This is a genomic window from Citrobacter sp. Cpo061 (assembly GCF_030332845.1).
Taxonomy (GTDB): Bacteria; Pseudomonadota; Gammaproteobacteria; order Enterobacterales; family Enterobacteriaceae; genus Citrobacter; species Citrobacter portucalensis.
In genome coordinates this window covers 222,282-247,232 of sequence record NZ_JAOWHB010000054.1, presented here as the reverse complement: position 1 = coordinate 247,232, position 24,951 = coordinate 222,282, and the positions used below count along the sequence as shown (strand labels likewise).

General features: G+C 52.4%; 21 protein-coding genes. 12 read left to right on the top strand and 9 right to left on the bottom strand.

The window, feature by feature from the left end; all coding sequences use genetic code 11:
- Positions 1-6: 6 nt before the first annotated feature.
- Positions 7-993, bottom strand: coding sequence for a CobW family GTP-binding protein (locus OGX97_RS21370; RefSeq protein ID WP_003834563.1), 987 nt, complete (start codon positions 991-993; stop codon positions 7-9).
- A gap of 119 nt (positions 994-1,112) precedes the next feature.
- The gene (locus OGX97_RS21365) at positions 1,113-2,579 is read right to left on the bottom strand and encodes a mannitol dehydrogenase family protein (protein ID WP_008785284.1); all 1,467 of its coding nucleotides are present in this window, start codon (positions 2,577-2,579) and stop codon (positions 1,113-1,115) included.
- 202 nt (positions 2,580-2,781) lie between these two features.
- On the opposite strand from OGX97_RS21365, the gene uxuA reads away from it, so the two are divergent.
- Positions 2,782-3,972, top strand: coding sequence for a mannonate dehydratase (gene uxuA / locus OGX97_RS21360; RefSeq protein ID WP_279850745.1), 1,191 nt, complete (start codon positions 2,782-2,784; stop codon positions 3,970-3,972).
- A 45-nt stretch (positions 3,973-4,017) separates the two neighbouring features.
- On the opposite strand, the gene pdxR is transcribed toward uxuA, so the two are convergent.
- Complete coding sequence (gene pdxR / locus OGX97_RS21355; RefSeq protein WP_279850746.1) at positions 4,018-5,490, bottom strand: MocR-like pyridoxine biosynthesis transcription factor PdxR; 1,473 nt, start codon at positions 5,488-5,490, stop codon at positions 4,018-4,020.
- Between the two features lie 164 nt (positions 5,491-5,654).
- On the opposite strand from pdxR, the gene torC reads away from it, so the two are divergent.
- Genes torC through torD form a run of 3 tightly spaced genes read left to right on the top strand, consistent with a single transcriptional unit; the run spans position 5,655 to position 9,918 of the window.
- Positions 5,655-6,788, top strand: a complete 1,134-nt coding sequence (torC, locus tag OGX97_RS21350) for a pentaheme c-type cytochrome TorC (protein WP_153752614.1) — start codon at positions 5,655-5,657, stop codon at positions 6,786-6,788.
- A 9-nt stretch (positions 6,789-6,797) separates the two neighbouring features.
- Positions 6,798-9,296: a trimethylamine-N-oxide reductase TorA gene (gene torA, locus OGX97_RS21345; RefSeq protein WP_279850747.1), complete on the top strand. Its 2,499-nt coding sequence runs from the start codon at positions 6,798-6,800 to the stop codon at positions 9,294-9,296.
- On the top strand, positions 9,286-9,918 hold the full coding sequence (gene torD / locus OGX97_RS21340) for a molecular chaperone TorD (RefSeq protein ID WP_279850748.1): 633 nt from the start codon (positions 9,286-9,288) through the stop codon (positions 9,916-9,918). Before torA ends, torD begins: the two co-directional genes overlap by 11 nt.
- A 318-nt stretch (positions 9,919-10,236) precedes the next feature.
- Here the strand turns inward: torD and yeiP are convergent, their stop codons facing one another.
- Positions 10,237-10,809, bottom strand: coding sequence for an elongation factor P-like protein YeiP (yeiP, locus tag OGX97_RS21335; RefSeq protein ID WP_003027452.1), 573 nt, complete (start codon positions 10,807-10,809; stop codon positions 10,237-10,239).
- 157 nt (positions 10,810-10,966) lie between these two features.
- Here yeiP and OGX97_RS21330 point away from each other — a divergent pair, with 157 nt between their 5' ends.
- On the top strand, positions 10,967-11,221 hold the full coding sequence (locus OGX97_RS21330; protein ID WP_081364641.1) for a YkgJ family cysteine cluster protein: 255 nt from the start codon (positions 10,967-10,969) through the stop codon (positions 11,219-11,221).
- Here OGX97_RS21330 and setB read toward each other — a convergent pair.
- On the bottom strand, positions 11,218-12,399 hold the full coding sequence (setB, locus tag OGX97_RS21325; protein WP_167820133.1) for a sugar efflux transporter SetB: 1,182 nt from the start codon (positions 12,397-12,399) through the stop codon (positions 11,218-11,220). The two genes, OGX97_RS21330 and setB, sit on opposite strands and share 4 nt — an antisense overlap.
- Before the next feature lie 377 nt (positions 12,400-12,776).
- Between setB and fruB the strand changes: the two genes are divergently transcribed.
- The 3 genes from fruB to fruA are packed head-to-tail and all read left to right on the top strand — an operon-like array spanning position 12,777 to position 16,550.
- Positions 12,777-13,907, top strand: a complete 1,131-nt coding sequence (gene fruB / locus OGX97_RS21320; RefSeq protein ID WP_100272115.1) for a fused PTS fructose transporter subunit IIA/HPr protein — start codon at positions 12,777-12,779, stop codon at positions 13,905-13,907.
- The gene (gene fruK / locus OGX97_RS21315) at positions 13,907-14,845 is read left to right on the top strand and encodes a 1-phosphofructokinase (RefSeq protein ID WP_003834544.1); all 939 of its coding nucleotides are present in this window, start codon (positions 13,907-13,909) and stop codon (positions 14,843-14,845) included. Before fruB ends, fruK begins: the two co-directional genes overlap by 1 nt.
- A gap of 16 nt (positions 14,846-14,861) precedes the next feature.
- On the top strand, positions 14,862-16,550 hold the full coding sequence (gene fruA, locus OGX97_RS21310; RefSeq protein WP_057066528.1) for a PTS fructose transporter subunit IIBC: 1,689 nt from the start codon (positions 14,862-14,864) through the stop codon (positions 16,548-16,550).
- 107 nt (positions 16,551-16,657) lie between these two features.
- On the opposite strand, the gene OGX97_RS21305 is transcribed toward fruA, so the two are convergent.
- Both OGX97_RS21305 and OGX97_RS21300 read right to left on the bottom strand, forming a co-directional pair.
- The gene (locus tag OGX97_RS21305) at positions 16,658-17,956 is read right to left on the bottom strand and encodes an anaerobic C4-dicarboxylate transporter (protein ID WP_008785273.1); all 1,299 of its coding nucleotides are present in this window, start codon (positions 17,954-17,956) and stop codon (positions 16,658-16,660) included.
- 75 nt (positions 17,957-18,031) lie between these two features.
- Positions 18,032-18,751, bottom strand: a complete 720-nt coding sequence (locus OGX97_RS21300; protein WP_048234902.1) for an aspartate/glutamate racemase family protein — start codon at positions 18,749-18,751, stop codon at positions 18,032-18,034.
- A gap of 97 nt (positions 18,752-18,848) precedes the next feature.
- Between OGX97_RS21300 and OGX97_RS21295 the strand changes: the two genes are divergently transcribed.
- Together OGX97_RS21295 and hypT are read left to right on the top strand one after the other, a co-directional pair.
- Complete coding sequence (locus OGX97_RS21295; RefSeq protein WP_048215909.1) at positions 18,849-19,061, top strand: hypothetical protein; 213 nt, start codon at positions 18,849-18,851, stop codon at positions 19,059-19,061.
- 43 nt (positions 19,062-19,104) lie between these two features.
- Positions 19,105-20,016: a hypochlorite stress DNA-binding transcriptional regulator HypT gene (gene hypT, locus OGX97_RS21290; protein WP_020996669.1), complete on the top strand. Its 912-nt coding sequence runs from the start codon at positions 19,105-19,107 to the stop codon at positions 20,014-20,016.
- A gap of 32 nt (positions 20,017-20,048) precedes the next feature.
- Here the strand turns inward: hypT and nfo are convergent, their stop codons facing one another.
- Positions 20,049-20,906, bottom strand: coding sequence for a deoxyribonuclease IV (nfo, locus tag OGX97_RS21285; RefSeq protein WP_032944004.1), 858 nt, complete (start codon positions 20,904-20,906; stop codon positions 20,049-20,051).
- 71 nt (positions 20,907-20,977) lie between these two features.
- Positions 20,978-22,027, bottom strand: a complete 1,050-nt coding sequence (locus tag OGX97_RS21280; RefSeq protein ID WP_071444678.1) for a YeiH family protein — start codon at positions 22,025-22,027, stop codon at positions 20,978-20,980.
- Between the two features lie 315 nt (positions 22,028-22,342).
- Here OGX97_RS21280 and yieE point away from each other — a divergent pair, with 315 nt between their 5' ends.
- Complete coding sequence (gene yieE / locus OGX97_RS21275; RefSeq protein WP_003834519.1) at positions 22,343-23,224, top strand: DNA-binding transcriptional regulator YeiE; 882 nt, start codon at positions 22,343-22,345, stop codon at positions 23,222-23,224.
- A gap of 195 nt (positions 23,225-23,419) precedes the next feature.
- A complete protein-coding gene (gene lysP / locus OGX97_RS21270) occupies positions 23,420-24,889 on the top strand; it encodes a lysine-specific permease (protein WP_003834517.1) in 1,470 nt (489 codons plus the stop codon).
- The last annotated feature ends 62 nt before the right edge of the window (positions 24,890-24,951 follow it).

Here is a 24,951-nt window from a genome sequence, read left to right as displayed (position 1 = left end):
GCAACCTTACGCGCTAGCGTCTAAACGAAGTCTCAACAACGCGCTCTGTAACGCATTCCAGTCGGTCTCGGTATCGGCGATGAGTTCAATACGGCTATCCGGTGGAGCGACGTTTTGCGTTTCTATATGCCAGTCGTCTCCCTGGCGGTTAATGCGTACCAGTCCTTCTTTAATACGCATTACCCCCTTCACGCGCCCAACCGGGGCAAGACGCGACCATTCCAGCAGACCGATGGTATCGAACACCGTATCGGCGTCAAAAATCCAACCGCAGGCCTGATGGCCCTGACCGCTGTTCAGGCTACGACGCCAGCGCTGCTGTGCGGGTAAGCTCAACGCTGCCAGCCCCTTTTTGTTGGCATGGCTATGGGCGTGCTCCGCGCTTGCAGGAAGCTCCGCCAGGTTTAGTCGGGGCAAATCCAGTAGCTGTCCGTCAATTTGCCCATGGTCGGCATGAACTAACTGGCGATTACCACCGTAGTGTTGCCACCAGCTTTGCAGGGCGTTTTCGCTTTCCGTCGTGGCACGGTCGGTTTTGTTGGCAACAATGATATCAGCAGCGGCCAGCTGATCGCGGAAATTGTCATTGGCGACGCTTTTCTCATCCAGTAACAGGCGAGGATCAAGGATACAGAGGGTTGCGCGCAGATCGATCCACGGCTCATAAACCGGAGCGGTGAGTAAATCCAGAATCTGTTTGGGATGCCCGAGGCCGGTGGGTTCAATCAGCAGGCGGTCGGGTTTTCCCTGACGCAGCAGCGTATTGAGGCCAACCTGCATTGGCAGACCGTTAACACAGCACATACAGCCGCCGGGGATCTCTTTTAGCAGCGCACCGCTGTCGGCCAGCAACGCGCCATCAATGCCAACTTCACCAAACTCATTAACCAGCACGGCCCACTTCTCAGCAGGATCTTTGTTTGCCAATAAATGAAGAATAGAGGTGGTTTTGCCACTGCCGAGAAAACCGGTGATGAGATTGGTTTTAGTCACATTTACTCCAGAATCATAAATTACCGTAATGGCATTTAACAATCCTGGCGAAAAACGGGGAAAAAGAGAAGGGGTGAGAGGACGAAGAGGCGCTTCGTCCTGCTTAATGGCAGAAATCGTTAACTTTTTAACGTCTCAATGACAGCCTGATGCGCACCGTATTGGGCAATGCGTTGCCAGGCCTGCTGAATGGCCGCGACAAACTGCGGATTCTGTACGAGATCGGTGGCGAAAATCTCGCGCAGCGAAAGCAGGGCGTTGACGCGTTCTGACTCTGTGCTCTGTTTAACCAGAGCGGCAATTTTTTCACTCAACGGGTCACGAACATCAATAGCGGTGCCTGAATCATCCACGCCGCTCACATAACGCATCCAGCCCGCGACGCCGAGCGCCAGCAGTGGCCACTCGCTTTGGCGGGCTAAATGTACGCGGATCCCTTCCAACATGCGCTGGGGTAATTTCTGGCTACCGTCCATCGCGATTTGCCAGGTTTTATGTTTCAACGCTGGGTTGGCAAAACGCTCCAACAGGCTTAGGGCATACTGGTCTAAATCCACATCGGTAATTTGCAGCGTAGGTGCCTGTTCGTTGAGCATCAGGCGGTAAGCGGCTTCACGAAATGCGCTGTCCTGCATACAGTCGCTGATGTGCTGGAACCCGGCCAGATAGCCGAGATAAGCGAGAAACGAATGACTGCCGTTAAGCATCCGCAGTTTCATTTGTTCCCACGGCAACACATTTTCGACCATCTGGACGCCCGCCGTTTCCCATTGTGGGCGGCCACACACAAAATTATCTTCAATCACCCACTGGATAAACGGTTCGCAGCTGATTGCGCAAGGATCGGCAACCCCCAGCTCGCGGGCAATTTCGGCCAGTGACTCTTCAGTGGCGGCAGGGACAATGCGGTCGACCATGGTGCCTGGGAAACTGACATGCTCCTGAATCCAGGTTGCCAGTTCTGGTGAACGTTTCTCCGCCATTCCAAGGACGGCGTTTTTTACCACATGACCATTGTCCGGGATGTTATCGCAAGAGAGGACGGTAAACGGCTGTAGCCCGCGTTCACGTCGGCGGTGTAGGGCTTCAACAATAATTCCGGGGGCAGAGTGCGGTTCAGTCGGTGTTTGCAGATCGTGAGCAATACGTGGATTACTGAGGTCTAACGAGCCTGTCGCCGGATCGATGCAGTAGCCTTTTTCTGTGATGGTTAGTGAGACAATAGCCACCTGAGGCTCGCAGAATTTTTCGATAATGGCCGCCAGCGAATCCAGCCTGGCGTTGAGACATTCGTTGACGGCGCCGATAACAATTGGCTGGTTGCCGTTGGCCCCTTTTTCCAGCACGGTAAATAAATGATCCTGTTCGCGCAGTTGGCTCATCAGTCGATCGCCGCTGAACAGACTGATCTCACAAATACCCCAGTCTCCACCCTGCGCATTCAGCACCCTGTCGGTTAGTAACGCCTGATGGGCGCGGTGAAAAGCACCGAAACCAAAATGCACAATCCGCGTTTTTAATTGCTGGCGGTCGTATTGCGGCATCATGACATTTTCCGCCAGTGGCGCTGAGGCAATAGTTTTCATTTAATACACCTGATTAACCATAAATTAACAATGGTAGTATAAAGTTATATGACAACAAATTGAATTGGTGTGCCTCATTTATCCGGGGAATGTGAGCTTGATCAACCAATCATCGGCAATGTGTTGATCAGTTGACGGATGCCTGTATGGTAGTCGTCATTAAGATGATTTAATTTGGTATAACAACTTGTGAGGTGAAACAATGGAACAAACCTGGCGTTGGTACGGACCTAACGATCCGGTATCGCTTGATGATGTGCGTCAGGCTGGCGCAACGGGTGTTGTGACCGCCTTGCACCATATTCCTAACGGTGAAGTGTGGCCGGTAGAAGAAATTCAGCAGCGTCAGGCCATTCTGGCTGAAAAAGGGCTGACCTGGTCGGTAGTGGAAAGTATCCCTGTCCACGAAGATATCAAAACGCGTTCAGGTCAATATCAAACGTGGATTGCCAACTATCAGCAGAGTATCCGTAATCTGGCGACCTGTGGTATCGATACGGTGTGCTATAACTTCATGCCGATCCTCGACTGGACGCGTACCGACCTCGAATATCAACTGCCGGATGGTTCCAAAGCGCTGCGTTTTGACCAGATTGCTTTTGCGGCCTTCGAACTTCACATTCTGCAACGCCCGGGAGCTGAAGCGGATTATACCGCCGAAGAACAACGCCAGGCGCTGGACTACTTCAATGCCATGAGCGATGCAGAAATTGAAAAGCTGACCCGCAATATCATTGCTGGCCTGCCTGGTGCAGAAGAGGGCTATACGCTGGAGCAGTTCCGTGCGCGTCTCGCTGAATATGACGGCATCAGTAAGGACGATCTGCGCGATAATATGGCGGTATTCCTGCGGGCGATTGTGCCAGTGGCAGAAGAAGTCGGCGTGCGTCTGGCCGTGCATCCTGACGATCCGCCGCGCCCGATCCTTGGCCTGCCGCGTATCGTTTCGACTATCGAAGATATGCAGTGGCTGAAAGAAACGGTCGATAGCATTAATAACGGTTTCACCATGTGTACCGGTTCTTACGGCGTGCGCGCTGATAACGATCTGGTGAAAATGATCGAAACCTTTGGCGATCGTATCCACTTCACGCACCTGCGCTCAACCTGTCGTGAAGATAACCCGAAAACCTTCCATGAAGGTGCGCACCTGCAGGGCGATGTGGATATGGTATCGGTGGTGGCTGCCATTTTGAGCGAAGAGCAGCGGCGTAAAAAAGCGGGCGACCTGCGTCCTATCCCGATGCGTCCGGATCATGGACACCAGATGCTTGACGATCTGCACAAGAAAACCAACCCGGGCTACTCTGCGATTGGTCGCCTGAAAGGCCTGGCAGAAGTCCGTGGCGTTGAGCTGGCGCTGAAACAAACGCAGTTCCGCGATCTGCTGTAAGTCTAACAACAGGGATTGCGCGACAGGCGCGATCCCGGTTTTTCATCAAGGCTGCGCGAGCACCTGCTCCAGCACTGTCAGCACTTTATTGATCTGCTGTATCTGCAATCCACCAAATCCAAAAAACATAACAGCATCGCTGTTCTCTTTGCACCATGCGGCTTCTGATCCATTTTCTATATCCGGCAGAGTGTCGAAACGGATCCCGGCCAACAGGCAGCATTGTTGCAACCTGGTGATGAATTCTGCGTGTCTGGCAATGCGTAACGAGAGGTGCAGACCTGCCGTTGCGCCAGCGATTTTCCCTTCGGGAAACAGAGTGGAAAGGCCATCGCGTAACAGGGTGAGGCGCGTCGCATAGCTGCAGGCCAGCTTGCTGATATGCGTATAGAACACCTGGTTTTGCATCAGTTCGGCCAAAAATTGCTGCAACAACCACTGACTGCCGTTGTTATTGAGCGCTTTCATATTCTGTACCGCCGGAAGCAGTTCATCGGGGCAAATAAGATAGCCAAGCCGTGCGCCTGGCCCCAGCGTTTTAGAAAATGTCCCCATGTAGATAACCCGGTTGTGATAATCCATGGCTTTCAGCGCGGGAAGGGGATTTTCCCCATAGGTAAAAACGGCATCGTAATCATCTTCAATGATGTAAGCGCCGACGCGTTGCGCCCACGTTAATAATGACTGACGGCGCTCCAGTGAAAGCACGCTTCCCATCGGATACTGATGCGCTGGAGTAACATAACAAAGCTGGGTTTCAAACTCGGGTAAATTATCTGTTTGCAGTCCGTGGTTATCTACGGCAATTGACGTAATGTCTGCACCGTAATAATTAAAAAGATGCCATGCGCCAGAATAACAAGGGGATTCCGTCACAATATGGCACTTTTTTTGCTGACTGACAGCATGATGAATAATAAATATTTGGCTAAGCAGTGATAATCCTTCCTGAATCCCGTTGGTAATGATGATGTTCTCTGCTCGGGTATTAATTCCGCGGGATAAATTAAGGTATCTGACCAATTGCTCACGCAGTGAAAATAATCCACTTGGTGAATGGTATCGGGTAAATAATTGTTCTTTAAGTATGCTTGGAGCATTATTCCATTTCCGCCAGCTTGACCAGGGAAAAGCGTTGGGATCGGGGACGCCCATCCGACAGTAGCACTCTCGTCCAGGCTCGGCGTAAACATCGGTTGAGACTCCGGCAGCTTTAGGTTTTGTGGGCGGAGAACCCTGGGTAACGGGCACATGCGTTGGTGTTATACGTACAGGCGTGGTGAATATCACTTCATAGCCAATGCCGTGTCGGCTCTTGATTAACCCTGCAGCCATAAGCTTATCATAGGCCATCACTACCGTTATTTTGGCTACGTTCAATACCTGAGCCTGCTCGCGAATAGAGGGAAGCTTATCGCCACAAAGCAAATCTCCCCGCTGAATAGCCTGGAAATAAAATTGGAAAATTTGCAATTGCAGCGGAGTGCGGAGTTCTCTATTGAGCGTTAATGTAAGCATGAGTAATTCCTTATTAATATATGGCCACTATATTACGAATTTCTCGTTTTTACTATTTGATACACCTCATGGAGTAGCGGCTGTTCCTATAGCTTGCTATCGCTGTCTCTATTTTTGATTTTTATTATCCCTTAGCGTGTCGCTATTAAAAAATGGAGGCAAGCATGTCGTGGATAAGAAAGAACGCATTGTGGTGCGTATTGGCTGGGGCGGTGGCAATGGCCCTGGCTATTTGGGGAACGTGGCAAGGCGTTCATTACACCAGTACCACCGAATTTTGTTTATCGTGTCACTCGATGCGCACGGCTGGAGAGGAATATAAAACCAGCGTGCATTTTCGTAACGCATCTGGCGTGCGGGCTGAGTGTAAGGATTGTCATATCCCCCCGGGCGTTGTTCCAACGCTTATTCGTAAAACTGAAGCCTTAAACGACCTCTATCACACCTTTATTTCTCCTTCTATTGATACTCCTGAAAAGTTTGCTGCCAAACGCCCGGAGCTGGCCCAGCGGGAGTGGGCACGCATGAGCGCGAATAATTCAGCGGCGTGTAAATCCTGCCATAGCTATGAGGCAATGGATCATGGCAAGCAATCGGCAAACGCGGCTGCGCAAATGACCGCAGCGGCAGCAAAAGACAGTAACTGTATCGATTGTCACAAAGGAATAGCCCATCACAAACCCGATATGAGCAGCGGTTTTCGCGATCGCTATAAGCAGCTACAGCGTCAAGGAGATACGCCAACGGATGCGACCACACTGTTTTCATTAAGCGAAAAATCACTGGCGGCAACGGCAGGGAGTCCGGTCGGGAAGGCGCTGTTATTTCCTGCTACCGAGGTCAAGGTGCTGAAAAAAGAAGGCAGTAACGTGCAGCTCGAAATCACGGGCTGGCGAGAAAGCAAAGGGCGTGGACGGGTGATCACCCAGTATATGGGGAAACGCGTTTTCTCCGCCGTTCTCGATGAGCCCCTGATGGCGAACGTAAAAGTGCTACACACCCAGGTCGATCCTGACTCACATCAGGAATGGCAGCAGGTGAGCGTCACCGCCTGGACCACCGATCAGGACTTTATCAACACGCTTGCGCCAATCTGGGAATACTCAGATCAAATGCTGCAATCCACCTGTAGCGCCTGTCATAGCACTCCTCCTACAACCCGATATACCGCTAACGGCTGGATCGCCGGACTGAAAGCCATGTCGACCTATTACCGGCTTAATCCGGTGGAGGAACGTACGTTGTTGAAATACCTCCAGACCCACGCCAGCGATGTGTCTGAAACCAACAAAAAGTAAGGATAATGTATGGATATTCATGACTTTAATCCGTCCCGCCGCCGTTTTCTCAACGGAATGCTGGCGGTGGGGGCTGCCAGCGCACTGGCGCCTAATCCGCTGATATCAAAAGTGTGGGCGGCGGGGGAAAATCCCGAGCAGTGGATCCAATCTGGTTCGCACTATGGCGCTTTTGAAGCCAAAGTGGTCAACGGTGAGTGGACCGAAACCCGTCCGTTCAAACATGACAAATACCCCTGCGATATGCTGAACGCGGTGCGTGAAGTGGTCTACAACCCGTCGCGGGTACGCTACCCGATGGTGCGTCTTGACTGGCTGCGTAAGCGTGAGAAGTCAGATCGCAGTCAGCGCGGAGATAACCGTTTTGTTCGGGTCAGTTGGGATCAGGCGCTGGATCTGTTTTACGAAGAGCTGGAGCGGGTGCAAAAAACCTATGGCTCATCAGGCGTATTTACCGGGCTTGCCGACTGGCAAATGGTGGGCAAATACCATAAAGCGGGCGGGGCGATGGATCGGGGACTTGGCCTGCATGGTAGCTATGTGACAACCGTCGGCGACTATTCTGCGGCAGCGGCACAAGTCATTTTACCGCATGTGATTGGTTCGCTGGAAGTTTATGAGCAGCAGACGTCGCTTCCGCTGGTGATTCAAAACAGCAATACCATCGTGCTGTGGGGCTGCGATCCGATCAAGAACCTGCAGATCGAGTTTTTGGTTCCCGATCACGATGCGTTTGGCTACTGGCAGCAGATTAAAGAGGCGGTAGCGCAGGGTAAGATGCGCGTTATCAGTGTTGATCCGGTGCGTAGCAAGTCGCAAAACTATCTTGGCTGCGAGCAGTTGGCGTTGCGGCCACAAACCGATGTCGCGTTAATGCTGGCGCTGGCGCATACCTTGTACGAAGAAAAACTGTACGACACGGCGTTTATTACCGATTACACCGTCGGCTTTGAGCAGTTTTTGCCGTATCTGCTGGGCGAAACCGATAAACAGCCGAAAAATGCCGAATGGGCGGCAGAAATCTGCGGCCTGACGGCAGAGCAGATCCGAGACTTCGCCTGCCTGTTGGTGAAAGGCCGGACACAGTTTATGGGCGGTTGGTGCGTACAACGCATGCACCATGGTGAGCAGTATCCGTGGATGCTGGTGGTGCTGGCCAGCATGGTCGGTCAAATTGGTTTGCCCGGCGGCGGGGTAGGATTTGGCTGGCACTACAACGGCGGTGGTACGGTAACATCCGCCGGGCCTGTGCTCTCTGGGCTGGGAGGGATCACGAATCCCCCGCAGGCAAAGTACAACGCGGATTTTCGCGGCGTATCGGAGCATATCCCCACTTCGCGTATCGTTGACTGCCTTCTTGAGCCGGGCAAAAAGGTTGCCTTTAACGGCGAGACGTTAACCTGGCCTGACATCAAAATGGCGATCTATAGCGCGGCAAATCCATTTCATGCGCAGCAGGACAGGAATCGCATGATCGACGCGTGGAAGAAACTGGAAACCGTGGTGGTGTTGGATCACCAATGGACCGCGTCGTGCCGTTTTGCCGATATCGTCCTGCCCGTTACCACCCGCTTTGAACGTAACGATATTGAGCAGTTCGGTACGCATTCGAATAAAGGGTTGATGGCGTTGCATCAGATCGTCAAACCGCAATATGAAGCGCGACATGATTTTGATGTATTTGCCGGGCTGTGTAAGCGCTTTGACAAGGAAGCGGTGTACCGTGAAAACCGTGATGAAATGCAGTGGATACAGGCGCTTTATGACGAAGGCGTGAAGATGGGGGCATCGCTCGGCGTCTCATTACCGGATTTCACAACGTTCTGGCAGGGTGACGGATATATTGAATATCCGCCGGGTCAGCCGTGGGTACGTCACGGCGAGTTTCGCGACCAGCCAGACCTGAATCCGCTGGGAACGCCGTCAGGTCTGATTGAAATCTACAGTAAAACCATCGCGGGCTTCGCCTACGAGGATTGTCCGGGGCATCCGGTGTGGATGGAACCCTTTGAGCGTACCCATAGTGGCAAAAAAGATAAATATCCACTGCATCTGCAATCCTGCCATCCGGATAAACGTCTGCATTCCCAACTGTGCTCTAGCGAGGTGTTTCGCAACACCTATGCGGTTGCCGGAAGAGAACCGCTTTATATCAGTGAACAGGATGCCACCGCTCGTGGCTTAAAAGCCGGTGATATCGCCCGCGTCTTCAACGCTCGTGGTCAGGTACTGGCTGGCGTAGTTGTCAGCCCGGATTTTTCCCCTGGCGTGGTCCGTATTCATGAAGGTGCATGGTACTCCCCGCAGGAAGGGGGGAAAGCCGGGACATTATGCACTTATGGCGACCCGAACGTGCTGAGCGCGGATATCGGTACTTCACAGCTGGCCCAGGGGCCTTCAGCGCATACCGTGCTGGTGGAGGTCGAGCGTTATCAGCAGAAAGCCCCGCAGGTGACGGCTTTCGGTGGTCCGCAGATTGTGAAAGAGGAGGGGACCAGTGCAGCATAAGCAAATTCATCAGCAGCGGGCAGCTGTGTACCAGTGGTTTTCGCAACTGTTATTTCGTGAGCTGGATGAAAAACAGCTCGCCAGTCTGGAAAACGGCGATAGCCAGGCTTGGATTGCCTCACTGGCGGCGGTTCCTGGAGTGTCTGCCGAGGTTAAACGTTTTGAGCGCAGCCTGGGCCGGGTTTTGCGGCGCGACTCCCGACAACTGGAGCTGGCAGCAGATTTTGCCTCGCTGTTTCTGCTGGCCCCGCCAGCTAGTGTTTCTCCCTATGCAGGGCACTATCCACACACGACAGCGGCAGAAGAACGTCGGCAAATGAATGTGCTGCTGATTGAGCAAGGTCTGGCAGCGCGAGAGAATGAACCCTCCGATCATATTGCTGTGCAGTTGGCATTAATGGCGAGGATGGTTGCTAAAGAGGAGAGGCTATCGGCGCAATATTACTTTTTGCATCATCATATTCTGTGCTGGGCACCGTTATTTTGCGATGCTTGTCTGGTGCGGGATAACGAGGGGTTTTATCCTCAGGCGGTGAATCTGATAGTGCGTTTTATGCAAGAGGATGAACAGTATCTGGAGTCATTGCTGATGGATGATTTTTATCTCAGCAGCCAGCGCTGAATATGACAAAGGGACAGCCTGCGTTGTAATGCCAGTCAGTTAAGCATTATGGATCATATTTTATTGCGGCATAGGGTTCCGTTCACCTCAGCGGAGTCATTTCTCTGAAGCGCAGATACCCGTGAACGTGCAAGGGAGGCTCACCGCCGCCTCCCTTGCAACCCTGGCTCCCGGCAGGATTGTTAAGGGTACGGCGATAGTACCCTTAACACGTTCACAGGCAGTATCGTTTCAGAGAAGTGATATCACTAAAGTGAACGGAACATTTTGCCAGAGACAACATGTCATTATCTTTGGTTCACCTGTAACGACAGGAGCTTAATCTGCACGGCCCATATAGCGACGTTCTTCGATATGAATACGGATTTTTTCACCCGCACTCAGATACTCAGGAACCTGGATCACCAGACCGGTGCTCAGGGTTGCTGGCTTGTTGCGCGCACTCGCTGAAGCACCTTTAATCCCTGGTGAAGTTTCAACGATTTCCAGGTCTACGGTCTGCGGCAGTTCAAGCGCCAGCAGCTGGCCATCCCAGGTCAGGACCTGCATGTCCGGCATCCCGCCTTCCGGCATGAACAGCAGCTCTTCTTCAATCTGGTCTTTGGTGAAGGTATACGGGGTATAGTCTTCTTTATCCATAAAGATGTATTCGTTGCCATCGACGTAGGAGAAATCAACGCCACGACGGCTCAGAGTGACGGTATCCACGATATCGTCACCTTTGAAGCGCTCTTCAACTTTCAGACCGGTACGCACATCAGAAAAACGCATTTTGTACAGCGTGGCAGCACCACGTGCAGATGGTGATTGAATATCGATATCTTTTACAATCAGCAGCTTGCCGTTGTAGTTCAGTACCATACCTTTTTTAATTTCGTTCGCTCTTGGCATCGAAAAAATCCTGTAGTGGGGAGTGTCTAAAATATCGCGTAAAACTACTCGCGCCGGGGCATTCAGGCAAGCGGAATTCATGCTTTTGCTGGTGCAAAAAAGGTGGTACTGTGCCCTTCCCGCACAATCCGATGGTTTACGATTAAGAGAGTACTGTATGGAATGCCGTCCGGATTGTGGTGCATGCTGCACCGCGCCTTCAATCTCCAGTCCCATCCCCGGAATGCCTGATGGCAAACCTGCTAATACGCCCTGCGTTCAGTTGGATGAATCCCTGCGTTGCAAAATTTTTGCGTCGCCGCTACGACCAAAGGTGTGCGCCGGTTTACAGCCCAGTGCGGAAATGTGCGGGCGGACGACGCACCAGGCCATGGTTTATCTCATCGAGCTTGAAGCGCTAACCGCGCCTTAAACGTCCTTGATGCGCGTCAGGCACACGACGGTGGCGACGATCATCACCAGTGCAAACCAGAACACCGCGTGATAGTTCCAAATTTCAGCGGCAATCCCCGCCAGCGATCCGGCAATAATCCAGCCCACGCGAATGGTATTCGTATAGAGGGTGGTGGCTGAACCCGCCTGTCCCGGCATCAGGTCCTGGAAATAGAGCATACCAATCCCGCCGAGAATACCGATGTAAATCGCGTTCAGCAGCTGTAAGCCAAGCAATATTGCCGGAGAGTGAGCCAGCAGCATACCGGCATAAAAGAAGAATCCGGCAACGACGGCAATTCTCATCAACAGACGTTTACCCAGACGCTTTGCAAAATAGCCAGCAATCAGCATGGTTGGGATTTCCAGTCCGGCTGCGGTGCCCATCATGATGCCCGCCAGTTTTTCCGGCAGATGCAGTTCGTTGATGATAAACAGCGGCATATTAATGATATAGAGACTATTGGTTCCCCACATTAATGTGCAGATAACAAACAGCAGCAACGTGTCGCGTCGATTGCGGCGCGGGGCCTCAACTGCGCCTGTCGCGAGAGGCACGTTTTTACTCATTGAGGGTAAAAACAGCCAGACCATTACGCCGCAGACAACAAACGCCACCGCCGCGCTGAGATACATCACCGTAAAGCTGAATCCCATGGCCAGCGCGTAGGCCAGCGGCGGGCCAATTACCCAGGCCAGCGAAACCTGTGCACGTAATATTGAGCTGAACATGACGGCTTCCCGACCTGTGCGGTCGGCGTGTTCACGGGCGAGAGCAAACATTTGCGGGTTGGCGGTCGATCCAAAGCTGCTGAGGAATACCCCGACAAACAGCAAGATAAAATAATTACGGTTCCAGGCGAACAGCACGCAGGCCAGCATCCCCAGCACGCAGCAAAACACAATCAGGTTCTTGCGATCGCCTTTTCTATCTGAACGTCCGGCCAGAAACTGACTTACCAGAATACCGATCACAGCGCTACCGGTAAAAAAGAACCCGACCATGCCGGGACGGGCGTGGACTTCATCCGTCAGAAAAAGGCTGAGCGTTGGCGTCTGCAACGCACCGGCGATACCCGTCAGAAATGCGACAAGCAGGAACGCCGAAGACGTTAAATCAAACGCCTTGGGTGTGGCGGCTACGGGGGTGTTATGCATGTTTTGATATCAATGATGTGAAGAGACGCGGAGTTTACGCCGCTTGTCAGAAAATAAACAGGGAGCCAAATCAAAATCGGCATCAAAAATCAAAATAGCATTTCAGTCAAAGAATGCTGTTTGCTGACGTTGCTGACGTTGCTGAATCTGACAAGCTGACGGCGTTTTTGCGTCAGCATTTATTACTCCTTCGCAGAGAAAATGTGCGTTATCTCTAAATTCAGCAAGTAATTTGTCAACTTTACTTGTGTGCTGAAGAAAAAAGAGCAAGACTTCTTGAAACGTTTCAGCGTCATCTTGCCTTAACTGATGGAGTCGGGTGGCGCCTTTTTTCTCATGTTGGCTGAATCGTTTCAATTCAGCGGGAGAGGAGAATCATGTTCCAGTTATCTGTTCAGGATATTCACCCGGGCGAACAGGCCGGGAATAAAGAAGAGGCTATTCGCCAGGTTGCCGCTGCCTTAGTGCAGGCGGGTAACGTCGCGGAAGGCTACGTCGATGGCATGCTGGCGCGCGAACAACAGACGTCCACGTTCCTCGGCAACGGTATTGCGATTCCTCACGGTACGACGGACACGCGCGATCAGGTACTGAAAACCGGTGTGCAGGTATTTCAGTTTCCGCAAGGCGTGACCTGGGGCGAAGGGCAGGTTGCTTATGTGGCAATCGGCATCGCCGCAAGCTCTGATGAACACCTCGGTTTACTGCGTCAGCTGACACACGTGCTGAGCGATGACTCCGTCGCTGAACAGCTGAAATCTGCGACCACCGCGGAAGAACTGCGTGCGCTGCTGATGGGTGAAAAGCAAAGTGAACAGCTGAAGCTTGATAACGAAACGCTGTCGCTGGAAGTCGTGGCCAACTCGCTGGTGACGCTGCAGGCACTCAACGCGGCACGGCTGAAAGAAGTCGGTGCGGTTGACGCCACCTTTGTGGCCAGAGCAATCAATGAGCAGCCGATGAATCTTGGTCAGGGGATCTGGCTGAATGACTGTGCTGAAGGTAACGTGCGTAGCGCCGTTGCGGTCAGCCGTGCAGCAACAGCGTTCGATGTACAAGGTGAAGCGGCAGCCCTGCTGGTGACCGTCGCCATGAATGACGATCAACCGGTTGCGGTGCTGAAGCGCCTTGGCGATCTGCTGCTGAATAATAAAGCTGACCGTTTGTTGAAAGCTGATGCGGCAACGGTGCTGGCGCTGCTGACCAGCGATGACGCCTTAACTGATGATGTACTGAGCGCCGAATTTATTGTGCGCAATGAGCATGGTTTACATGCCCGCCCGGGCACCATGCTGGTGAATACGATTAAACAATTTAACAGTGAAATTACCGTGACAAATCTTGATGGAACCGGCAAGCCGGCGAATGGACGCAGTCTGATGAAAGTTGTGGCGTTAGGCGTGAAGAAAGGACATCACCTGCGCTTTACTGCACAGGGTGAAGATGCTGAACAGGCGCTGAAGGCGATTGGCGAAGCCATCGCGGCAGGTCTTGGGGAGGGCGCGTAATGAGCAGACGAGTTGCTACTATCACCCTTAACCCGGCCTACGACCTGGTGGGTTTCTGCCCGGAAATTGAACGCGGTGAAGTGAACCTGGTTAAAACCACCGGTCTGCATGCGGCAGGGAAAGGGATCAACGTCGCTAAGGTTTTGAAGGATTTAGGTATCGATGTCACTGTGGGTGGCTTCCTGGGTAAAGACAACCAGGATGGTTTTCAGCAGTTGTTCAGCGAGCTGGGCATTGCCAACCGTTTTCAGGTCGTGCAGGGCCGTACCCGTATTAACGTCAAGCTGACCGAAAAAGACGGTGAAGTATCTGACTTTAACTTCTCTGGTTTTGAAGTTACCCCGGCTGACTGGGAACGCTTTGTGAATGATTCGCTGAGCTGGCTGGGCCAGTTCGACATGGTGTGCGTCAGCGGCAGTTTGCCAACCGGCGTGAGCCCGGAAGCCTTCACCGACTGGATGACGCGCCTGCGTAGTCAGTGTCCTTGCATTATCTTTGATAGTAGTCGTGAAGCGTTGGTAGCAGGTCTGAAAGCGGCACCATGGCTGGTGAAGCCAAACCGTCGCGAACTGGAAATCTGGGCCGGCCGTAAGCTGCCGGAAATGAAAGATGTGATTGAAGCGGCGCATGCGCTGCGTGAACAGGGGATCGCTCATGTGGTGATTTCACTCGGCGCGGAAGGTGCGCTGTGGGTTAACGCCTCAGGTGAGTGGATTGCTAAACCGCCGTCAGTTGAGGTGGTCAGCACCGTCGGCGCGGGTGATTCAATGGTTGGCGGTCTGATTTACGGTCTGCTGATGCGTGAGTCCAGCGAACATACCCTGCGTCTGGCGACGGCTGTTGCCGCCCTGGCGGTAAGCCAAAGTAATGTAGGCATTACCGATCGTCCTCAGTTGGCCGCAATGATGGCGCGTGTCGACTTAAAACCGTTTAACTGACAGCAGGAGAGGCATAATGAAAACGCTGCTGATTATTGACGCTAATCTCGGCCAGGCTCGCGCTTACATGGCGAAAACCCTGCTTGGAGCGGCGGCACAGAAAGCACATCTGGAAATTATTGATAATCCGAATGATGCCGAACTGGCAATTGTTCTGGGCGATACGCTTCCTGCCGACAGTTCGCTGAACGGCAAAAAAGTCTGGCTGGGCGACATTGGTCGTGCGGTTGCGCATCCTGAACTCTTCCTCAGCGAAGCTAAAGGCCATGCAAAACCCTACAGCGCCCCGGTTGCAACAGCACCTGTGGCCAGCAGTGGTCCAAAACGCGTGGTGGCGGTGACGGCGTGTCCGACCGGTGTTGCTCATACGTTTATGGCTGCTGAAGCGATTGAAACTGAAGCGAAAAAACGTGGCTGGTGGGTGAAGGTTGAAACCCGAGGTTCTGTTGGCGCAGGTAACGCCATTACGCCGGAAGAAGTGGCTCAGGCTGATCTGGTGATTGTGGCCGCTGACATTGAAGTTGATCTGGCGAAGTTTGCCGGCAAACCGATGTACCGCACCTCTACCGGTCTTGCGTTGAAGAAAACCAAGCAGGAGCTGGACAAAGCGCTGGAAGAAGCAACACCGTACCAGCCAACCGGTAAAGCGCAGACTTCAGCAACCGAAAATAAGAAAGAGAGCGCGGGGGCGTATCGTCACCTGCTGACGGGCGTCTCTTACATGCTGCCGATGGTGGTTGCTGGCGGTCTGTGTATTGCACTTTCGTTCGCTTTTGGTATCGAAGCGTTTAAAGAGCAGGGTACGCTGGCGGCGGCGCTGATGCAGATTGGCGGTGGTTCAGCCTTCGCGTTGATGGTGCCGGTACTGGCAGGTTATATCGCGTTTTCCATCGCTGACCGTCCGGGTCTGACGCCGGGTCTTATCGGCGGTATGCTGGCGGTAAGCACCGGTTCCGGCTTTATTGGCGGTATTATTGCTGGTTTCCTTGCCGGTTATGTGGCGAAGCTTATCAGCACGAAGCTGAAACTCCCGCAGAGTATGGAAGCGCTGAAACCGATCCTGATCATTCCGCTGTTCTCAAGCCTGGTGGTTGGTCTGGCCATGATTTACCTGATCGGCAAACCGGTGGCGGGTATTCTGGAAGGTTTGACTCACTGGCTGCAAACCATGGGTACGGCCAATGCGGTGCTGCTTGGCGCGATTCTTGGCGGCATGATGTGTACCGACATGGGTGGTCCGGTTAACAAGGCGGCGTATGCTTTCGGTGTGGGTCTGCTGAGTACGCAAACTTATGCGCCTATGGCAGCCATCATGGCTGCGGGTATGGTACCTCCGCTGGCTCTGGGTCTGGCAACTCTGGTTGCGCGTCGTAAGTTCGACAAAGCGCAGCAGGAAGGCGGTAAAGCTGCTCTGGTACTGGGCCTGTGCTTTATCACCGAAGGGGCAATCCCGTTCGCTGCCCGTGACCCAATGCGCGTTCTGCCTTGCTGTATCGTTGGTGGTGCGATTACCGGGGCTATCTCGATGGCGGTGGGTGCGAAGCTGATGGCACCACACGGCGGGCTGTTTGTCCTGTTAATCCCAGGCGCAATCACGCCGGTGTTAGGATACCTGCTGGCAATTATTGCCGGTACGCTGGTAGCCGGTCTCTCCTACGCGGTGCTGAAGCGCCCGGAAGCTGAGGTTGTGGCAAAGGCGGCCTGATTTAACGTCAATACCAGGGGCAGAGAATTCTCTGCCCCTTTTTTTATGCATTTACCTATACCGTTGCAGCATCGCCACAATAATCCATCCAGCCTTAATAAAACGGGTCAGGCAATCATTGGCGCAATGATAAAACCAAAGGCAACGCCAGCAATGATCCCACCCAGTCCTGGCAGCATAAACGGATGGTTTAAGACATACTTGCCCACGCGCGTTGTCCCTGTGGTGTCGAACTCCATTGCCGCCAGCGAAGTCGGGTATGTTGGTAGAACAAACACCCCGGTTACCGCCACATAGGAGGCCAGAATTGCCCATGTAGGCACGCCGAGCGCAACGGCCAGAGGGATGATCAGCGGCGTGGTGGCGCCTTGCGAGTAGAGAAGCGCGCAGGTACCAAACAGCACCAGTGCCAACAGCATGGGATAAGCCCGTAGAATATCGCCTGCGATATCCTTAATCTCCGCTAAGTGGGCATCAATGAAGGTCGTTCCCAGTGTAACAATCCCGAGAATGACCGCCAGTGAACTCATACCTGATCGAAACGTGGATGTCAGGACAATAGCATCGGTTGAAGTTTTGCATAACACCACCATCAGGCAAGCGGCAGCCAACATACAGATAATGATGATATCCCGGGTATTCATTGGGTTGCCTGCATCGAATCCAGGGCGTAGCTGCGGGCAGGCGGCAAGAATAACGATGACGACCGTTGCCAGCATAAACAGGGCGACTGAGAGTTTGGCACCCGGCGTAGTGCTGTTTTGCCCTTCATATTTACGCACTAATCCTTTTTGCAGGCGTTCCAGATAGACTTCATCATCCTGTAGCTCGCATCCCTGACGTGAGGCGATAAAAGCGGCGACCATCGCGGCGACAAACGAAGCTGGCAGACATACCGCCATGACCTGAATAAAAGTGATACCGTTGCCTTCCATAATGGTCAGCATAGCCGCCATTGCGGCACTGATCGGCGAACCGGATATCGCCACCTGAGAGGCGACTACGGATCCGGCGAGCGTACGAGAAGGGCGGATACCGGACTCTTTGGCGACTTCGGCAATCACTGGCAGGGTAGAAAATACAATGAACCCTGTTCCGGCCATAATGGTCATCGACCAGGTGATAATCGGTGCAATAATATTGATATATTTAGGGTTACGCCGCATGAAATTACCGGCAACGCGAACCAGATAATCCATACCTCCTGCGGCCTGTAGCGCCGATGCTGCCACTACAACTGTCATAATAATGAGGATAACGTCAACGGGTGGCGAGCCAATTTGCAGATCAAATCCCAACGTTAAAATAGCCAGCCCCAGACCACCGCATAAACCGATACCTATTCCGCCGAGGCGGATACCAAAAAATATTGCACCCAACACGACGATAATTTCTAACCAAACCATAATGGCCTCCGCCAGAGAATAATTTGTTATTAAAATAAGTGGTTGTTTAATGCTTTATTAATCTGGTGACGGCTGTTATTGCGCCAGAAGATGATGTTTGCCAACTCGTTTTTCGTACCATTTAATACCGGCGCGAACTAATGATCCGGTTGAGTCAATATATTTATCTGGAGACTTTCTGACTGCTTCGGCAAGAATGACGGGGACTTCAGTACATCCCAGTACAATGATTTGTGCGCCGCGTGAGAAGAGCACTTCAGCCTGTTCATTCATCAGCGTTTGTGCCCGCTTAAGGTCGCCGGCTTTTAAGCAATAAATACTTTCCATGACCTTTTCCTGACCGGATGAATCAGGACTGATGCAGGTTAAACCAAGAGATTCTATGCCTTTTTGGTAGAGTCCCATGTAAAGGGTGGCGTTAGTAGCAAGTAAACCGATACGTGATTTTCCGCAGTTTTTGACCTCATTCATGGTTGTTTCAACGATACTGAGTAACTCTGTATGACAGCACTCTTTTAATTCATTAAACCAAAAGTGGGCGGTATTACAGGGGATCACAATACACTCCGCACCAGCATCTTCCAGTTTGTGCATATAATCACGCATTGCCGGAAGTGGAGAATGACCATGATGCATTAACGCATCAGTTCGGTCTGGAATATCAGGGATGGATGAAATAATTAATGGGATATGTTCCTGATCGCGTTGCGCTGCGGTAAAGGTGACGAATTTATTAAAAAGATCGACGGTTGCAGCAGGCCCCATACCACCAAGTACGCCAATTAAACCTTTCACGATATATACCTCTAATTTACCGATATTTAATATTCAGAGCTGGTGTCTATCTGGTGCTTATGTTTAACAGCAGAGTGTCGTGAGGAGAAATGCAATAATGTTTGGTTCAATGCAAAAAACGCATGAGCGTGATGTCTTTTACCACCTCGGCAGGCCGGTAATCAGCCAGAGGCCCGTCATTCAGCGGTGGATGAGCGGTCGTGGTCGATGGGTAAAGAAACATGTTAATGTCAAAAACGAAGGTATTATGCAAAAAACGAATCACCAGATGCTGATGTTGAATATCATCTCCGGGAATATTCAGGCATGATGCTTAAGACTAATCGACATATTTAAACATCCGCGTGACAGGCATGAAAAATATCGAGACAAAATGGTTATATGATTTTCTGACGCTGGAAGCGTGTCGTCATTTTTCTCAGGCCGCAGAGGAGCGCAACCTATCCCAACCGGCATTTAGTCGGCGGATCAAGGCGCTAGAATCCGCTGTTGGGGTGCTGCTGTTTGACCGTACGACAAGTCCACTGCAGCTGACGGAGGAGGGTAAGTTATTCCATTCGCAGACCCGTAGCCTGCTACAACAGCTGGAATGCAATTTAGATGAGCTAAGTGGTCACAACCTGCTTGGCGTTCCCAATATCAAAATAGCGGCGGCACATTCTCTGTCGCTGACGATGTTGCCCAGATTAGTACATTCAATGTCGGCATGGGGCGAAGAATTTGTTTACCACGTCGAAGCGATTGATGTAGTCCAGGCGGTGAATACGCTGCGCGAGGGGAAAAGTGATTTTATTATCTCCTTTCGCGATGAAGACTTAATGCAGTCGCCTTTCTGCGGCTTGAAGGTTTTTGAGTCTGAGCTGTATCCCGTCTGTGCTGCGGATGCACAGGGTAAGGCGTTGTTTGATATCTATCAGCCGCAGGTGCCGATTCTGAACTATACCAGCACTTCCTACATGGGAAGATTGGTTAACCGTCACCTGGCGGAGGTGGGCAGTATTTCAGCGCGTACGCTGTTTATGTCTTCGATGAGTGAGCTATTGAAGAATATGGCATTGGATGGTCATGGTATCGCCTGGCTGCCAGCGTGGACGATCGTGAACGAACTACGGGATAAGCGCCTGGTTTGTCTGGACACGCCGGAGTTGATGGTGCCAATTCAGGCCTATATTTACCGAATGGATACCCGTTTGAATAAAACGGCAGAGCATTTCTGGCGGATTTTGTACAACCATATGCCAGAGGATCTGGTTACGCTCACTTGATACGCGCCAGCTTGTCTGGCGCGCGGAGATCGTTACGCCACTGCTTTTTCTGTTTGCTGGGCTTTCAGCCAGGCGATCTCTTCGGCCCATATATCCGGATTAATGGTTTCCAGTACCAGTGGAATACCGTCAAAACGATTATCCTGCATAATCCAACGGAAGGCATCATGGCCAATATTACCTTCACCCAGGCTGTGATGACGGTCAACGCGACTGCCAAACGCGCTCTTGGCGTCGTTCAGGTGCATACCGCGTAGATACTTGAAACCGACAATACGTTCAAATTCCGCAAACGTCTTTTCGCACTCTTCTGCGGAACGCAAATCGTAACCCGCCGCGAAAGCGTGGCAGGTATCAATACAAACGCCAACACGGGACTTATCTTCGACGCCGTCGATAATGGCGGCCAGGTGCTCAAACTTGAATCCCAGATTACTACCTTGTCCGGCGGTATTTTCGATAACTGCCGTAACGCCCTGGGTCTGAGCGAGGACGATGTTGATGGATTCGGCAATGCGCGCCAGACATTCATCTTCCGGGATCTGCATCAAATGGCTGCCCGGGTGAAAGTTCAGCAGGGATAAGCCAAGCAGTTCACAGCGTTGCATTTCATCAAGAAACGCATCACGCGATTTTTCCAGCGCATCGCTGACCGGGTGACCGAGGTTAATCAGATAACTGTCGTGAGGCAGGATTTGTGCGGAGGTGTAGTGGTACTTCTCGCAGGCAGATTTGAAATCATCAATGATTTCGGTGGTTAGCGGCGCAGCACGCCACTGGCGCTGATTCTTGGTGAACAGGGCGAATGCGGTCGCTTCGATTTCTGCGGCTCGAATAGCGGCGTTAGCCAGACCGCCAGCGGCGCTTACGTGCGCTCCGATGTATTTCATAAATTTAACCCGCCATACTCAAATACAAAAAGGGAGAGTATAGCGGGTTAATGGAGGTGAGTCGTGATCGTTTATGCCATCAGGGCGTGGACAGCGACGTTAATCGCACCACCACCGACAATCAGCCAGACAAACAGCAGCAGGGCCATCAGTAACGGTTTGGCACCGGCTTTTTTCAGTGCGCTAACGTGAGTGGTTAACCCCAGTGCAGCCATCGCCATTGCCAGCAAAATGGTATCCAGCGTTACCAGCATGTTCACAACCGACTGCGGCAGCAGGTGGAACGAGTTAAAAATCGCGACCACAATGAACAGGATGGCAAACCATGGAATAGTGATTTTGCTTTTCTCACCGCCCGTAGCCGGAGACAACTGTTTAACGCGTGCGGCCAGGAGGATGAGGAACGGTGCCAGCATCATGACACGCAGCATTTTAGCAATAACCGCGGCGTTTTCCGCATCCGGGTTAATGGCGTGCCCGGCAGCCACTACCTGTGCTACTTCATGCATGGTGGAACCAATGTATATGCCGTAGGTTTCTGGGCTAAACCAGTGTGCCAGCAGCGGATACATTGCCGGATACAGGAAGATAGCGATGGTACCGAAGATCACCACGGTGGCGACAGCGACGGTTACCTTACTGGCTTCCGCTTTCACTACCGGCTCGGTTGCCAGCACGGCGGCGGCACCACAAATGCTGCTCCCCGCACCAATCAGCCAACTGGTGTGGCGGTCCAGACCAAACACTTTCTGCCCCAGGAAGCAGGCAATCATAAAGGTACTGCTCAGCGTTAACACATCAATCACGATACCGCTGACGCCGACGTCAGCAATTTGCGCGAAGGTGAGGCGGAAGCCGTAGAGGATGATCCCCAGACGTAATAAATGTTGTTTAGCAAACAGCACGCCGCCGTCACAGCTTTTCCAGATGTGCGGATAGACGGTGTTGCCGAGGACCATCCCCAACAAGATTGCTAAGGTGAGGGCGCTGAACCCGGCACCTGCGACGGCGGGAATGGATCCACCCCATAAGGCGACCCCAGTGATAACTGCACTTAGGGCAAGCCCCGGAATAAAATGCCACGCTGTACGACGATGAGTCTGCAAGGTGAGTTCTGTCATATCCTTCTCCTTTATCTGGGTAAAAGAGTACGGCGAAGTGGTTTAAAAATAAAATTGATTATATATTTATAATTAATCTATATAAGTGGTATACCCGTCATACTTCAAGTTGCATGTGCGTTGGCTGCGCTCGTTCACCCCAGTCACGTACTTAAGTACGCTCCCGGGGATTAATGAGGGACATCCATGTCCCTCACCAGAGGCCAGCCTTTGGCTGGTCAAATTCGTTCCTGACGAATTTGTCTCTCTCTTGCCGCCTTCCTGCAACTCGAATTATTTAGGGTATAAGTAACGGATATCCGGTGGAAAACGACTATGCATATCACCTTGCGACAACTTGAAGTGTTTGCTGAGGTACTAAAAAGCGGTTCAACGACCCAGGCGTCTGTCATGCTGGCATTGTCGCAATCGGCGGTGAGTGCGGCACTTACCGATCTGGAAGGGCAACTCGGCGTGCAACTGTTTGACCGCGTCGGCAAACGGCTAGTGGTCAATGAGCACGGGCGTTTGCTCTACCCACGAGCGTTGGCGTTACTTGAGCAAACGACCGAAATCGAGCAGCTTTTTCGCGAAGATAATGGTGCCATTCGGGTCTATGCCAGTAGCACCATTGGTAACTATATCTTGCCTGCTATGATCGCCCGCTATCGGCAGGATTTTCCTGATTTGCCGCTCGAGCTGAGCGTGGGTAACAGTCAGGATGTGATCAATGCGGTGCTGGATTTTAGGGTAGATATCGGACTGATCGAAGGGCCTTGTCACAGTACTGAAATTATCTCTGAACCGTGGCTGGAAGACGAGCTGGTGGTGTTTGCCGCACCGTCGTCACCGCTCACAAAGGGGCCTGTTACGCTGGAACAGCTGGCGGCTTCGCCGTGGATCCTGCGTGAGCGAGGATCCGGTACGCGTGAACTGGTGGATTACCTGCTGTTGTCTCATCTGCCGAGATTTCAGATGGCGATGGAGTTGGGTAACTCAGAGGCCATTAAGCATGCGGTACGCCATGGTCTCGGGATCAGCTGCTTGTCGCGTCGGGTCATTGCGGAGCAGCTGCAGGCGGGAACGCTGAGCGAAGTTCCCGTGCCGCTGCCGCGTTTAGTCCGCACTCTCTGGCGCGTGCATCACAGGCAAAAACACATCTCCAATGCCATTACGCGATTTTTGCATTACAGCGACCAGGTCGAGCTGGGCGAATAGGGCGCTTACAGTCGTAAGGTCATCTCTTTATAGAACGGCGGTTATATCTTAACCGCTGTGCGCCGCAAATTTTCTGCTTTACTTATAATCCGCGGCCAGTCATGAAGGTCTCTTATAACAGCGTATTTGTGCCGGAAGAATGCCATTTCGTCTGCTACAATCGCGCCTCATTTTTTGGATGGATAGCATTTTCACATGGTTTCCGAAACTAAAACCACAGAAGCGCCCACGCTACGTCGTGAACTGAAGGCGCGTCACCTGACGATGATTGCCATTGGAGGCTCCATCGGTACAGGTCTTTTCGTTGCATCTGGTGCAACTATTTCTGCAGCGGGTCCAGGCGGCGCGTTGTTCTCTTATATTCTGATCGGTCTGATGGTGTACTTCCTGATGACCAGCCTCGGTGAACTGGCTGCCTATATGCCGGTTTCCGGCTCGTTTTCCACCTACGGTCAGAACTACGTAGAAGAGGGCTTTGGCTTCGCGCTGGGCTGGAACTACTGGTACAACTGGGCGGTAACGATTGCCGTTGACCTGGTGGCCGCACAGCTGGTGATGAGCTGGTGGTTCCCGGACACGCCGGGCTGGATCTGGAGTGCGCTGTTCCTCGGCGTTATCTTCCTGCTGAACTACATTTCCGTTCGCGGATTTGGTGAAGCGGAATATTGGTTCTCGCTGATCAAAGTTACCACCGTCATTATCTTCATCGTGGTCGGTGTGATGATGATTTTCGGTATCTTCAAAGGCGCTCAGCCGGTGGGCTGGAGCAACTGGACGACCGGTGATGCACCGTTTGCCGGTGGTTTTGCTGCGATGATTGGCGTGGCGATGATCGTCGGCTTCTCCTTCCAGGGGACAGAGCTTATCGGTATCGCGGCTGGCGAATCTGAAGATCCTGAAAAGAACATTCCACGTGCGGTACGTCAGGTATTCTGGCGAATCCTGCTGTTCTATGTGTTCGCGATTTTGATTATCAGCCTGATCATTCCGTACACCGATCCAAGCCTGCTGCGTAACGATGTAAAAGACATCAGCGTTAGCCCGTTCACGCTGGTATTCCAGCATGCGGGTCTGCTGTCTGCGGCAGCGGTGATGAACGCAGTTATCCTGACGGCGGTGCTGTCGGCAGGTAACTCCGGGATGTACGCCTCCACGCGTATGCTTTATACCCTGGCATGTGACGGTAAAGCGCCGCGTATTTTCGGCAAACTGTCTCGTGGCGGCGTACCGCGTAACGCGCTGTATGCGACCACCGTGGTGGCGGGGCTGTGCTTCCTGACTTCAATGTTTGGCAACCAGACCGTGTATCTGTGGCTGCTGAATACTTCCGGGATGACGGGCTTTATCGCCTGGCTGGGGATTGCTATTAGCCACTATCGCTTCCGTCGCGGTTATGTGCTGCAGGGTCATGATGTGAAGGACCTGCCGTACCGTTCTGGCTTCTTCCCGCTGGGTCCGATCTTCGCCTTTGTGCTGTGCCTGATTATCACCCTGGGTCAGAACTACGAAGCGTTCCTGAAAGACAGCATTGACTGGGGCGGCGTGATGGCTACCTATATCGGTATCCCGCTGTTCCTGATTATCTGGTTTGGATATAAGCTGACCAAAGGAACCCGTTTTGTTCGCTACAGCGAAATGAAATTCCCGGGTCGCGTGAAGAAGTAATTCTTAACCAGATACGGCAGTAAAAACAAAACCCCGGCATGATGAGTGCCGGGGTTTTTTAT